The sequence below is a fragment of the Kitasatospora sp. NPDC094019 genome, from assembly GCF_044764505.1.
Lineage (GTDB): Bacteria > Actinomycetota > Actinomycetes > Streptomycetales > Streptomycetaceae > Kitasatospora.
This window is the reverse complement of sequence record NZ_JBIWIF010000002.1, coordinates 45,395-57,638: the sequence shown is the minus strand read 5'-3', so window position 1 is coordinate 57,638 and position 12,244 is coordinate 45,395. Positions and strand designations below refer to the sequence as shown.

At 74.9% G+C, this 12,244-nt stretch carries 14 protein-coding genes; 8 read left to right on the top strand and 6 right to left on the bottom strand.

Going from position 1 to position 12,244, the window contains the following annotated elements; genetic code table 11:
* Positions 1-142 precede the first annotated feature (142 nt).
* Complete coding sequence (tatA, locus tag ACIQ9P_RS05350; RefSeq protein ID WP_402350030.1) at positions 143-427, top strand: Sec-independent protein translocase subunit TatA; 285 nt, start codon at positions 143-145, stop codon at positions 425-427.
* Positions 428-443: 16 nt separating this feature from the next.
* Here tatA and ACIQ9P_RS05345 read toward each other — a convergent pair whose 3' ends face one another.
* On the bottom strand, positions 444-1,742 hold the full coding sequence (locus ACIQ9P_RS05345) for a cytochrome P450 (RefSeq protein ID WP_402350027.1): 1,299 nt from the start codon (positions 1,740-1,742) through the stop codon (positions 444-446).
* A gap of 138 nt (positions 1,743-1,880) precedes the next feature.
* Between ACIQ9P_RS05345 and ACIQ9P_RS05340 the strand changes: the two genes are divergently transcribed.
* Positions 1,881-2,501 carry an L-threonylcarbamoyladenylate synthase gene (locus tag ACIQ9P_RS05340; protein ID WP_402350023.1) on the top strand — a complete coding sequence of 207 codons (621 nt, stop codon included), beginning with the start codon at positions 1,881-1,883 and terminating at the stop codon, positions 2,499-2,501.
* 60 nt (positions 2,502-2,561) lie between these two features.
* Here the strand turns inward: ACIQ9P_RS05340 and ACIQ9P_RS05335 are convergent, their stop codons facing one another.
* Entirely contained in the window at positions 2,562-3,092 is a 531-nt protein-coding gene (locus ACIQ9P_RS05335; protein ID WP_402350020.1) for a universal stress protein, read from the bottom strand.
* 100 nt (positions 3,093-3,192) lie between these two features.
* Here ACIQ9P_RS05335 and ACIQ9P_RS05330 point away from each other — a divergent pair, with 100 nt between their 5' ends.
* The 3 genes from ACIQ9P_RS05330 to ACIQ9P_RS05320 are packed head-to-tail and all read left to right on the top strand — an operon-like array spanning position 3,193 to position 4,611.
* On the top strand, positions 3,193-3,528 hold the full coding sequence (locus tag ACIQ9P_RS05330) for a DUF4291 family protein (RefSeq protein WP_402350017.1): 336 nt from the start codon (positions 3,193-3,195) through the stop codon (positions 3,526-3,528).
* Positions 3,525-3,890 carry a hypothetical protein gene (locus tag ACIQ9P_RS05325; protein ID WP_402350014.1) on the top strand — a complete coding sequence of 122 codons (366 nt, stop codon included), beginning with the start codon at positions 3,525-3,527 and terminating at the stop codon, positions 3,888-3,890. The genes ACIQ9P_RS05330 and ACIQ9P_RS05325 overlap by 4 nt, the downstream gene beginning before the upstream one ends.
* A 7-nt stretch (positions 3,891-3,897) precedes the next feature.
* Entirely contained in the window at positions 3,898-4,611 is a 714-nt protein-coding gene (locus tag ACIQ9P_RS05320; RefSeq protein WP_402350011.1) for a rhomboid-like protein, read from the top strand.
* Between the two features lie 91 nt (positions 4,612-4,702).
* On the opposite strand, the gene ACIQ9P_RS05315 is transcribed toward ACIQ9P_RS05320, so the two are convergent.
* The gene (locus ACIQ9P_RS05315) at positions 4,703-5,977 is read right to left on the bottom strand and encodes a M23 family metallopeptidase (protein ID WP_402350008.1); all 1,275 of its coding nucleotides are present in this window, start codon (positions 5,975-5,977) and stop codon (positions 4,703-4,705) included.
* Positions 5,978-6,242: 265 nt separating this feature from the next.
* On the opposite strand from ACIQ9P_RS05315, the gene ACIQ9P_RS05310 reads away from it, so the two are divergent.
* Both ACIQ9P_RS05310 and ACIQ9P_RS05305 read left to right on the top strand, forming a co-directional pair.
* Positions 6,243-7,235, top strand: a complete 993-nt coding sequence (locus ACIQ9P_RS05310) for a GlxA family transcriptional regulator (RefSeq protein WP_402350005.1) — start codon at positions 6,243-6,245, stop codon at positions 7,233-7,235.
* Positions 7,236-7,337: 102 nt separating this feature from the next.
* The gene (locus ACIQ9P_RS05305; RefSeq protein WP_402350002.1) at positions 7,338-7,964 is read left to right on the top strand and encodes a cysteine hydrolase family protein; all 627 of its coding nucleotides are present in this window, start codon (positions 7,338-7,340) and stop codon (positions 7,962-7,964) included.
* Positions 7,965-8,047: 83 nt separating this feature from the next.
* Here the strand turns inward: ACIQ9P_RS05305 and ACIQ9P_RS05300 are convergent, their stop codons facing one another.
* The 3 genes from ACIQ9P_RS05300 to ACIQ9P_RS05290 all read right to left on the bottom strand — a co-directional run bounded on the left by ACIQ9P_RS05300 (position 8,048) and on the right by ACIQ9P_RS05290 (position 11,445).
* Complete coding sequence (locus ACIQ9P_RS05300) at positions 8,048-9,469, bottom strand: amino acid permease (RefSeq protein ID WP_402350000.1); 1,422 nt, start codon at positions 9,467-9,469, stop codon at positions 8,048-8,050.
* 178 nt (positions 9,470-9,647) lie between these two features.
* On the bottom strand, positions 9,648-9,968 hold the full coding sequence (locus ACIQ9P_RS05295; RefSeq protein ID WP_402349997.1) for a response regulator transcription factor: 321 nt from the start codon (positions 9,966-9,968) through the stop codon (positions 9,648-9,650).
* 208 nt (positions 9,969-10,176) lie between these two features.
* The gene (locus tag ACIQ9P_RS05290) at positions 10,177-11,445 is read right to left on the bottom strand and encodes a pyroglutamyl peptidase (protein WP_402349995.1); all 1,269 of its coding nucleotides are present in this window, start codon (positions 11,443-11,445) and stop codon (positions 10,177-10,179) included.
* Positions 11,446-11,627: 182 nt separating this feature from the next.
* On the opposite strand from ACIQ9P_RS05290, the gene ACIQ9P_RS05285 reads away from it, so the two are divergent.
* A complete protein-coding gene (locus ACIQ9P_RS05285; RefSeq protein WP_402349992.1) occupies positions 11,628-12,239 on the top strand; it encodes a TIGR03086 family metal-binding protein in 612 nt (203 codons plus the stop codon).
* The last annotated feature ends 5 nt before the right edge of the window (positions 12,240-12,244 follow it).

Genomic DNA, 12,244 nt, shown 5'->3' with positions numbered 1-12,244 from the left:
GACAACCGCGCGTGCGCGAACCGTACACGGGGACGACTTGCCCCGAACGTGGCGAACCCCTGCATTGACTGAAAAATCAGTCACGTTCTACGCTGGCACGGAACCCGCCGACGACAGCGATACGGAAAGGCCCGGTGAGGGAATGCTGCGCAACGGTCTGGAGCCCTGGCACCTCTTGGTGGTGGTGGCCGTCGTGGTCCTGCTGTTCGGATCGAAGAAGCTGCCCGAGATGGCGCGCGGGCTGGGGAAGTCGATGCGCATCCTGAAGGCCGAGACGGCGGCGATGCGCGAGGACGCCCCCGTCCCCGAGGAGACCCCGGCGCCCGGTTCCGCGGCCGCTCGGGCGGCCACCGCTCAGGCCGCCACCGGCCCGGCCACCGCCACCGCGCCGCTCCCGGGCGCGAAGGCCGACACCCGGCCGGTCTGAACCGGCCGGCCGCCCGTCACCGGCGGACGCGCAACTCCTTCAACCCGTTCTGGAAGTTGGAGACCAGCCGCGCCGGCGGCGGGCCAGGCGCCAGCTCCGGCTCGGGCCAGGCCGCGACGATCCGGCGCAGCAGCGCCGCCATCTGGACCCGGGCGAGCTGCGCGCCGACACAGAAGTGCGGCCCGAATCCGAAGCTGACATGGTCGTTCGGTGCGCGGGTGATGTCCAGACGGTCCGGGTCCGAGAAGACCGACTCGTCACGGTTGGCGGAGGCGTGGTGGACGACCACCTTGTCCCCTCCGGAGATCCGCCGCCCGGCCAGGACGACGTCCCGGACGGCGGTGCGCCGGAACGACACGACCGGCGGCCAGAACCGCAGCAGCTCGTCCACCGCCGAACCGGTCAGCTCCGGCCGCCGGCGCAGCAGTCGGTACTGGTCGGGGTTCGCGAGCAGCGAGTACAGGGCACCGGGCAGGCCGTTGCGCAGCGTCTCGTTCCCGGCCACGGCGAACAGGAAGAACATGGTCTCGAACTCGGCGGCGCCCAGCCCGGCCGCCCGCATCCGGGCCACCATGCTGCCCGGCGGCGGCTGTTCGGCGAGCGCGTGGGCGTAGGCGAACATGTCGGCGAGGGCCGCCCGGGAGCGCGGGTTCAGCGGGCGGCCGTCCGGGGCGGTGAGGTCGGCCGGCCGGCGGCCGAGCGCGTCCCGGCCCATCGCGGTGAGCCGGGACGGGTCCGCCGTACTGGAGCGGGCGTGGTCCGGGTCCTGGTAGCCGATCACCCGGTTCGACCAGTCGACCAGGAGGGCGCGGTCCTGCTCCGGCACACCGAGGATGCGCGCCAGCGTCCACACCGGCAGGTCGGCGGCGATCGGCACCACGTCGACCTCCCCGGACGGGGCGATCCCGGCGACGATCTCCTCGGCACGCGCCTCGACGGCCGCGGTCAGCTCGCGCAGCGCGCGCGGGGTGAAGGCGGCGGCGACGGCGCGGCGCAGCCGGGAGTGGTCGGGCGGGTCCTGGTTGAGCATCATGGCGCGGGCGAAGTCCAGGTCGGCCGACGTGTCCGGGTCCCGGATCTGGGTCGCGCCGAGGTGCGAGGAGAACAGCTCCGGCGTGCGCAGCACGTGCTTGACGTCGGCGTGCCGCAGCACCGCCCAGTACCCCGGACCGGCGGGCCACGCCCCCACCGCGGGTTCCTCCACCCAGCGGACCGGCGCCTCGGCGCGCAGTTCGCGGAACAGCTCGTACGGCACACCCTCGGCGTAGGTGCCGGGGAGGAAGATCCGGTTCGCCCGCGCCTGATCGAAGCCCATACCGAGGGACCGTACGCCGCGCCCCGGCCGGGGACCAGCACGCCGACCGGCCCGCCCGGTCCCGTCGGGATGCCGCGCCCGGGCCGCCGGCGGTCGCGGCTGCGCCCGACGGTCGCCGGGGTGTCGTAGGGTCGGCCAATGGCGAAGTACTTCGACGTGCATCCAGAGTCCCCCCAGCCGCGCACCATCAGCACCGTGGCGGCCAGTCTCCGGTCCGGGGCCCTGATCGCGTACCCGACCGACTCCTGTTTCGCGCTGGGCTGCCAGCTGGACAACCGTGACGGCCTCGACCGGATCCGGTCCGTCCGGCGCCTCGACGAGCGCCACCACTTCACCCTGATGTGCGAGGACTTCGCGCAGCTGGGGCAGTTCGTCCAGCTCGACAACAACGTGTTCCGCGCGATCAAGGCCGCGACGCCGGGCAGCTACACCTTCATCCTGCCCGCCACCAAGGAGGTCCCCCGCCGCCTGATGCACCCGAAGAAGAAGACGGTGGGCGTCCGGATCCCCGATCACGCCGTCACCCGGGCGCTGCTCGCCGAACTCGGCGAGCCGCTGGTGTCCAGCACCCTCCTCCTCCCCGGTGAGGAGGAGCCGATGACCCAGGGGTGGGAGATCAAGGAGCGGCTCGACCACGTGCTGGACGCCGTGGTGGACTCCGGCGACTGCGGCACCGTACCCACCACGGTGGTCGACTTCTCCGAGGGTGAGCCCGAGATCGTCCGGCGCGGGGCCGGCGACCCCAGCCGCTTCGAGTAACACCCCGGGGACGCGCGCGGGCCGGGGCCGACGGACTCCGGCCCCACGGCTCCGCCGGCCTCAGGCCGCCGCGAGCGCCGCGAGTTCGCGCAGGTCGACGCCCCGGCGCAGCGCGCGCAGGTCGTCCTGGAGGTCCGACGGCGGCACGGCGAGGACGGTGCAGCGGGCACGGGCGAGGCAGTGGCGGCCCACCGAGCCGCCGCCGAGCATCCGCCGCACCGCTCCGCGCACCACGCCGTGCCGGCCGGCGCCCACCACCAGCAGGTCCCCCGGCCGGTCGGCCAGCCCGGTCAGCACCGGCCCGGCCGGGCCGCGCACCACCCGCGGCTCGACCCGCACCCCGGCCGGCAGCCCCCCGAACGCCTCGTCCAGCGCCCGCTCCAGCCGTGCGGCGGCCATGCCTTCCCAGGCCCGGAGCAACGGCGGGCAGGGCCGCAGCCGGTAGTTGTGCTCCCCGCCCGCCGGCGTCCACGCCAGCACCGGCACCAGCACCGCACCCCGATCACGCGCCTCGTCCACCGCCCGGTGCAGAGCGGTCAGGCTCCCCAGCGAGCCGCTGACTCCGACGATGACGCGCGCGCCGTCCGACATGATCCTTCACTTTCCGGTGTTCGATTGCCCTAATACTTGGGGATCATCGTTCCACAAGGGATCGTGGCCTGCAAATCAAAGGCTTTAACTGTATGCAGCCTTGCATCGTGCTGCACGCGAAGGCTCCGCCCCACCTCGGCCCCGATTCGGCCTCCGCCTTCGCCTCCGGTCACGCCCTAGCGGCGAGGCCGCTCGGCGCTACGCCCACGAGTGGACGGTGTCGATCACCGACCTCACCCCGCTCGTGCGGCGGATCCACGGACACCTGCGGGACGGCGGGACGGAGGCGGCCCGCCGGTTGCTGCCCGACGAGCGGCCCTACCCGATGGCCGGCGGCCTGCCGCCCCACCTGGGTGGCCGAGGCCCGACGGCTGACACCCGGCGGGCCGGGGGCGACGACCCGGCCGTGCGGCGGCGGCATACGATCAGCGGATGAGCAAGCGTAGTGATTCCTCGTCATCCTCCCCGAAGACGGTCTCGCACGGGTGGGCGCTGCCGTCCGGGGACTCCGTCCTGTCGATCGGCTCGGTCGGGTCGGTGCTGTCGATCGGCTCGATCGGCTCGGTGCTGTCGGTCGGCTCCGTCGGCAGCTTCCTGTCGATCGGCTCGGCCGGTTCGGCGGCCTCCGCGCTGTCCGTCGGCTCGTGGCTGAGCGTCGGCTCGCTGCTCTCCGCGAACTCCCGGTGGTCGGTGATGTCCTGGCGCTCCCGGCGGGGCGTGATGGTGGCGGGCGCGGTCGCGGTGGCCGCCGGAGCGGTGCTCGCCGGCGGGTCGGCCGCCCCCCGTCGCCGCCGGTAGGCCCGGCATGGCGACGAGGCTCCCGCCGCTCGGCCCCGGCATCGGCCTCCGGATACGGCGACTGCCGCGCAATCCGGCGTTCTGGTACGTGGCCGCGCTGGCCGCGATGTGGCCGGTGCTGCGGCTGCTGCCGCCCGAACGGGTGCACGCGCTGCGCACCTGGGCGTCCACCGACCTCGGCAATCTGCGGCTGTGGCCGGACGGCCACCCGATCGAGTCGCTGACCGTCTCGGTCTTCGTGCCGCAGGACACCATCTGGGTCTGGCCCGTGTTCGCGCTGTCCCTGTTCGCGGTGGTCGGGGCGCTCGGCGCGCGCCGGGCGGTGGCCTCGGTGGCGCTCGTCCACCTCGCGGCGACCGCCCTCACCGAGGGCCTGGTGTGGTGGCGGATCCAGCAGGGCTCCCTGCCGGCCGAGGCCGCGCACGCGATGGACACCGGCCCGTCCTACGTCGTGGTCACCGCCCTGACCCTGGCCGCCGCCCGGGCCCGACCGGCGTGGTCGCGAGTGGTCTGGCTGCTGATGCTGGCGATCGCGGCGCCCGCGCTGCTGGCCGGCCTCCCCGACGGCGAGACGGCCGCCGTCGGCCACCTGGCCTCCCTGCTCGGCGGGCTCGCCATCGCCGCCGCGCACCGCTTCGGTCTGCGCCCGATGGTGGGCCGGAGCGCGCCGCCCGTCACCGGGGCCGACCGGCGTGACGCCGTGGCCCGCGTGGAGCCGTAACCCGCGCGCGAACGAGGGGCCGCGCGGATCGCGCGGCCCCTCCGCCCTCGGTCCGGTCCGGTCCGGGCCGGTCGGATCCGGTCGGGTCGGGTCAGAACTCCAGCACCTCGCGGTCGAGCGGGTACTTCGAACGGTGCGGGCCCTCGTACGGCGAGGGCGTGATCGGCAGGACTCCGGTCGGCTGGAGGCCCAGGTTGTCGTCCCAGATCCGGGGTTCGACCTGTCCGACGACGCGGAACGCCCGGAAGGTGAACGGCGGGCTGTCGGTCGGGAAGAACTCGGCCGTGGTCATCACCTGGAAGTGCAGGTGCGGCGTGGTGGAGTTGCCGCTATTGCCGATCAGCCCGAGGGTCCCACCGGGTTCGACGCAGTCGCCCTCCCGGACGGTCAACGAGCCTGGCTCCAGGTGGGCGTAGAGCAGGTACCGGCCCGGCGCCACCTCCACCGTGACGTGGTTGCCGACGGTGTCCTCGATCGGCGGCACGGGCGGCGTGACCGGCGGCGGGTTGTCCGGGACGCCGTCCTGCACCTCCACCACCCGCCCGCCGAGCGCCGCGACGACCGGTTGCCGGTAGCTCAGGTAGCTGGTGAGCCGCGCTGGGTCGCCCTCCCAGGTCTGCCCCCGCTCGCCGACCTTGTACCAGTCGATCGCGAAGCGCTGCGGCACCCCGAACCGGCCGTTGACCGGCCCGAGGCCGCGCCGGTGGTGGGTGTTGCCGCAGCACGACTCGCTGGCGTACCAGGCGCCGGGCAGCACCGGCGGGTCCAGGTCCAACGGCGCGGTGCGGCCGGTCGGGGTGGTCTGCACCGTCTCCTCGAAGGCCGAGGGCCCGGTGGGGGTGAGGACGGCGCCCGCGAGGTGGTGGTCCAGCACCTCGGGCGCGGGCCGGCCGGGGTCGAGAGTCAGGTCGATCCAGATGATCCACTGCTGGGAGCCCTGGATCACGGTCGGCGTCGGCGCCGGGGGCGGCGGGGTGTAGCCGTCCGCTCCGGGCAGCGGGTCGCCCACCGGATTGGCGGCCTCGGCCAGCGCCTGGCCGCTCAGCGAGCCGACGACCCGCTCGGTGCCGGCCTCCCGGACCTCGACGCGGTCGAGCCGCAGCGGCGTGGCGCTGGACAGCGCGCTCGTGGCGAGCAGTTCGTACGAGAGGTGCGTCCTGCCGTCCGTGGCCTCGAACGGCGTCGGTTCGGTCAGCACCGCCGCTGTCAACGGCGTGAACTGGGTGCCGGGCGCCAGCCGGGCCGTGCCGGTCCCGTGACCGGGGCCCGCCGAGGCCAGCAGCGTGACGGCCGCGAGCGCGGCGGCGGCGAGGCCGCGCGCCACGGGTCCGCGGCACGTGCGGCGGCGGGGATCGCGCTCTGCCATGGTGCTCTTCCGTTCGTCGGCTCCGGGGCCGCGACGGACACCGGTACGCCCCGCCGACCGGGGCGCAGGCCCATGTAACCCGGCGGCGCGCGGCTCCGGGCCGAGGCCGCCGCGGCCGGGCGCCGAACTGCACCCGTCCAGCCGCATCCGGCGCCGGCCCCGGGCGCGGCGTCCGGCCCCGGCATCGGGCCCGGCCACCCCCGTGTCCGAATGTGACAGCGAATCGTCATTGCCGCCGTCGGGCCGCCCGGCCGAGGATGGACCCATGCCCACTCCGCACCGGGTCGTCATCGCGGTCTTCCCCGATGTCGACCTCCTCGACGTCACCGGCCCGGCCGAGGTGTTCGCGCTGGCCAACCGGGAGACCGGCGGCCGGGCGGGCTACCGGGTCCGGCTGGCCGGACCGGCCGGCGGCGTCGTCCGGACCTCGGCGGGGGTCCGGCTGCTCGCCGACCTCTCCTTCGCCGAGGTCGGCGCGGACGTGGACACCCTGCTGGTGCCGGGCGCGGTCGAACCGACCGCCCACGGCCCGGTGGCCAAGGTCGACACCACCGTCGTCGACTGGGTGCGGGAGACCGCGCCGCACGCCCGCCGGGTGGCCTCGGTGTGCGTGGGCGCCCACGTCCTGGCGGCCGCCGGTCTGCTGGACGGGCGGACGGCGACCACCCACTGGTCGACCGCCGCGCAGCTCGCCGCCGAACACCCCGAGGTGACGGTCGACCCCGACCCGATCTTCGTCCGCACCGACCGGGGCCGGCTGTGGACCGGGGCCGGCATCAGCGCCTGCCTGGACCTCGCCCTCGCCCTGGTGGCCGAGGACCAGGGCGAACGGACCGCGCTGGCGGTGGCCCGGCAGCTGGTGATGTACCTCAAGCGGCAGGGCGGGCAGAGCCAGTTCTCCGTCCCGCTGAGCCACCCGGCCACCGAGCGTCGCGACATCGACGAGCTGCTGCGGTGGATCACCGAGCACCTCGACGGCGACCTCTCCACCCCGGCCCTGGCGGCCCGGATGTGCCTCAGCGAGCGGCACTTCGCCCGCGTCTTCACCCAGGAGACCGGCACCGGCCCGGCCGGCTACGTCGAGGCGGCCCGGGTGGAGGCGGCCCGGCGTCTGCTGGAGACCACCGACCGGCCGCTGGACCAGGTCGCGGCGGCGGCCGGACTCGGCTCGGCGGAGACCCTCCACCGGGCCTTCCGCCGCCGACTCGCCACCACTCCGGCCGCCTACCGCCGCCGCTTCCGCACCCCGTCCGTCTGAGCCCTCTCCCTCTCCCTTTCCCCTTCCCGTCCCCTTCCTCCGCGCCGTTCGCTTCCTTCCCCATGCCCTGGAACAACCGAAATGTCCTGGAAAGGCACCATCGTGACCACGCACACCACCCCGTCCACCCCCCTGCGCACTGTGATCGGCCTGGACGACCGACTGCCCAGGCTGGCCGAATCCGTTCTTCTCATGATCGACTTCCAGCACACCTACCGCACCGGTGTGATGGCCCTGGACGGCGCCGAGGAGGCCCTCGTCTCCGCCGCCGACCTCCTGCGGCGCGCCCGCGCGGCCGGCACCCCGGTGGTCCACATCGTCAACGACGGCGGCCCGGGCACCCCGTACGACATCCGCGCCGAGATCGGCGCCATCAGCCCCGAGGTCGCACCTCTCGACGGCGAATCCGTGGTCGTCAAGACCTTCCCGGACGCCTTCCACGCCACCGAGCTCACCGCGACCCTGTCCGCCCTCGGCTTCGCCCCGGACAGCGGCAAGGACCTCGTCCTGGCCGGCTTCATGACCCACATGTGCGTCACCTTCACCGCCCAGGGCGCCTTCCGCCTCGGCTACCGCCCCACCGTCGTCGCGTCCACCACCGCCACCCGCCCGCTCACCGCCCCCGACGGCACCCTCGTCCCCGCCACCGCCCTCCAGGCCGCCGCCCTCACCACCGTCACCGACCTCTTCGGCCTCGTCGCCCCCACCCCGGCCTCCCTCCCCGCCTGACCGGACCCCGCCCGATCCGCCGGAGGGCCCCGCACCGGGTGGTGCGGGGCCCTCCGGCGGATCGGGCCCGGGCGGAGCGCGGATCAGGCCCGGCGGCGGACGGTGCGGACGGCGTGGACGAGGACACCGGCGAGGAGGAAGAGGGTGCCCTGGCAGACGGCGGTCCAGCCGGCGCCGACGACGAGCCAGGCGGAGAAGGCGAAGGCGCCGAGGGCGAGGGTCAGGTCCCGGGCGAGCCGGGCGGGGGCGACGCGGGCGCGGTCTCCCCGCAGCAGCCAACGGAGTTGGGCGGCGGTGGAGAGGAGGTAGGGCACGGTCGCGGTGAAGGTGGTGACCAGCACCAGGGTGTCGAAGGCGGACTTCGCGCCGGAGGCGAAGTCGAGCACGGTGAGCAGCGAGGCGAGGGTGACACCGGCCAGGACGCCGACCACCGGTACGCCGCGGCGTTCGACGGTGAAGACGGCGGGGAACAGCCCGTCCTTGGCGGCTGCGTAGGGGGCCTGGGCGGAGAGCAGGGTCCAGCCGTTGAGCGCGCCGGCCATCGAGACGAGGGCGGCGACGGCGACGGCGGTTCCGCCCCAGGAGCCGCCGAAGACGGTGTTCACGGCGTCGGAGAAGGGGGCGGTGGAGCCGATCAGCCGCTCGTGGGCCACGGTGCCGAACACGGCCAGCGTGCCCAGCAGGTAGACCACCGCGGCGCCGACGGTGCCGAGCACGCTGGCGCGGCCGACGTTGCGCTCGGGATCGCGGACCTGGCCCGCGCTCATGGCGGCCGACTCCACCCCGAGGTAGCTGAAGAGCAGGATCGCCGCGGCGGCCGTCGCCCCACCGAGCCAGCCGTCGCCGGTCGCGTCGAAGGGACCGAGGTTCGCCGGGTCGAAGGCGGTCAGACCGGCCACCGAGACCACCAACAGGGGGACGAACTTGAGGACGGTGGAGACGAGTTGGACGGCTCCGACGTACCGGGTGCCAGCCAGGTTGGCGAGCGCGGGCAGCCACTGCACGGCGAGCGCGCAGGCCAGGGTGAGGCCGGTGGAGTGGCCGACCGGCCACAGTACGTCCAGGTAGCCGACGGCGGCGACGGCGAGGGCGGCGTTGCTGACCCAGGTGGTGATCCAGTACGACCAGGCGGCCAGGAAGCCCGCGAAGTCGCCGAACGCCTCGCGCGCGTAGACGTACGGGCCGCCGGTGCGCGGGTCGCGGCGCGCGAGTCGGCCGAAGACCAGGGCCAGGGTGATCGCCCCGACCGTCAGCACGGCGAAGGCGAGCAGGCTGACCGTCCCGTAGGGGGCCACTGCGGCGGGGATCATGAAGATGCCGCCACCGATGATGTTGCCCATCACCAGCGCGGTCGCGGTCGGCAGGCCGAAGCGGCGGCCGCTCACCGGGGCCTCCGCATCCGCGGCACGGGCGGTGCGGGACGGGAGCGGCGGCGCGGGCGCCGGGTCGACGTCCGGCCGCGCGGGTCGGGGTGCCTGCCGGGTCGCGGCCGGGCTGGTCTGCATGGGGGTGTGGGCCTTTCCTGTCCTGCGCGCTCGGTGGAGCGGACGCCCATGCTGGTCCAGGCGGCACCTTGTACCAAATCGGTGGGATTTGTTCTCCGGACGGGCCCGCCCACCGGAAAACCTGCGGCCGCGCGACACCCGGACGGTCACTCGTCCGGCACCGCCGCGACGACCGGAGTCAACCGGTCGCGGCGTCCACCACGTCCACCACGTCAACCGCCCCGACCGGCGCGTCCGGCAGGAGGTGCGGTGGCAGCTCGGCGCGGCGCCTGACCCGGAGTTTGCGGTAGGAGCTGGTCAGATGCTGTTCGACGGTGCTGACGGTGATGAAGAGCTCATGGGCGATCTGACGGTTGGTGCGGCCGCGCGCGGCCAGCTCGGCCACCCGGAGTTCGGCGCGGCTCAGGACGACGGGCGGCGGCGCGCCGGGCCCGGTTCCGCCGCGTTCCGCGAGTGCGCCGGGCCGACCGGGCACGCCGGCCTCCCGTTCCTTCTCCACCGACCACATGAGCTGTCATCCCCCGATGAACATGTGTGACCGCACGCTTCCGGACCACGGTGACGGCGGGCGGGCCCGTCCGGCATCCTCCCGGTACGGAGCACGGTGCGGCGGGCGTGGCGATTCTGCCACGCACCCGGCAGGACGGGCCACCGGTCACGCGGGCGCGGGCGGGCGGCGTCGCGGCCGCCCGCCCGCCGGCCCCGCGTCAGCCCGCGGTGTGCCGCAGGACGTCGAGGACCTCGCCGGTGATCGCGACCTCGTTCTGCTCGAAGGCCGGACCGGTCAACAGCTCGGACTGCTCCGGGAGGCCGGTGAGCACCGGGGTGTGCAGGTGGCCGCCCGGAAGCTGCGGCGCGAGTTCCAGGCGCAGCCGGTTGGTGCGGTAGGCGACCTCGTTGGAGAGGTAGCCCCCGCCGCCTCCGGCGACCGCCCGCGAGCCGGGCGTCGGGCCGTCCTCCCGGTCGACCGGGGCGGTCCCGCCGGCCGGGATCTCGGTGACGGTGGTGTTCAGCAGCACCGGGTAGGGCTGCTGGACGGCGGTCATCGGGCCGGTGGGCAGGCTGGTGGCGATGAACTCGGCGCCCGGGCCGAGCCCGGGGGCGGTGACGGGGTGGTCCCGCGTGCCGCCGGAGAGCGCGCCGACGTTGTCGGGGTAGGGGTCGGCGGAGCGGGAGCGGCCGGCCCATGCCTCCAGGGTGAACAGTCCGGGGTAGCCCTGGCTGATGGTGGTGATGAGGTCCGCGGCGCGGGGGCCGCGGGCGAGCCGGGGGGCGTAGGCGCGCTCGACCATACCGAGGTCGAAGTCGCCGTAGCGGACGGGGAAGAGCACCGAACGGATCTCGGCCGGAGTGCCGTCGGTGAGGGTGATCCGGCGGCCGTCGAGTTGCAGGGCCGCCGAGCCGGAGGGGTTGGCGCGGCGCGGCTCGGCGTCCAGGCCGAAGGGGTCGAAGCCGCTGACGAAGATCCGCCGCACGCCCGGGCGGCCGCTGAACCCGCCGTCGGCCAGTCCGCGCGAGGCGTCCTCGAAGCGCTGCCGCAGCGCGACCGGGTCGACGGTGAAGCCCGGCTGCCAGCGGGCGAGCCGGACGGTCATGGCGACCCTGGCCCAGTAGAGCGGACGGTCGTCGGCGGTCGGCAGGTCGCCGCCGACCCGGCGGCCCTGGGCCCGGTCGACCCCGGCCCGCCAGAGCGCCCCGCCCCAGGCGTCGAGGAGCCGACCGGCCTCGGCGGCGTTGCGGGTGGTGCACAGCGCGGCGGGGAACCGGGCGACGAAGTCGCCGAAGCCGCCGCGCTCGGTCAGCGCGGCGGTCCGCGGGTCGGCGGTGCGGGCCTGCTCCTGGTCGAGCGGCGCGGACTCGACGGTCCGGCAGCCGGGGCCGGCCGCGTGGGCGGCGGTGGCGGTGGGGAGGATCGAGGCGGCGAGAGCGCCGATGAGGGTCGCGGTGAGCGCGACCCGGCGCCGAACGGTCGTCATGGCGTGGACATTACAGATGCACTCCGAGGTCCACCAGAGCGCCCCACCGTCGCTACCCACAGTGCCCATGGGCCGTGCCGGCCTCCGGGGACCCCCGGCAGAACCGGCTCCCGTCCCCCTGGCGAGTCACGCCCCGTAGCGGTTTACTGGGAGTGAGCATGGGCAGAAACGGAGGCCCGGCGATGGAGTGTCCCCACCCTCCCGGATTCCACACCGAGGTCCGCGAGCACTACGCGGTCACCGGCGCCGAAGTGGCCCGGCTGCTGCGCTCGGCACCCGAGGACCTATGGACCGCACCCACCCCGTGCCGCGACTGGGACGTGCGCACGCTGGTGAACCACCTCGCCGCCCAGCACCTCTGGGTGTGCCAGGCGATCGCCGGGTACACCCCGGCCCAGATCGGCCACCGCTTCGAGGGCGACGTCCTCGGCCGCAACCCGCTGGGCGTCTGGGCCATGGCCGTACGCAGCGCGCAACGCGCCCTCGCCCGGCCCGGCGCCCCCGACCTGCTGGTCCACCTCGGCTACGGGGTACGGGACGCCGGCGGCTACGCCCGCGAGCTGGTCGCCGAGACGGTCGTCCACGGCTGGGACCTCTCCCGGGCCCTCGGCGAGCACGGCCGGATGCCCCCGGGCTCCGCCCGCTACGCGCTCACCGAGTTCCGCGGCTACCGCGACCTGGCCGGCACCGGCCGCTTCGACCCACCGTTCGCCGCGCCACCGGGCGCGGCCGCCGAGGACCAGCTGCTGGCCCTCACCGGCCGCGACCCGGCCTGGTCCACCGACCGCATCTGACGCCC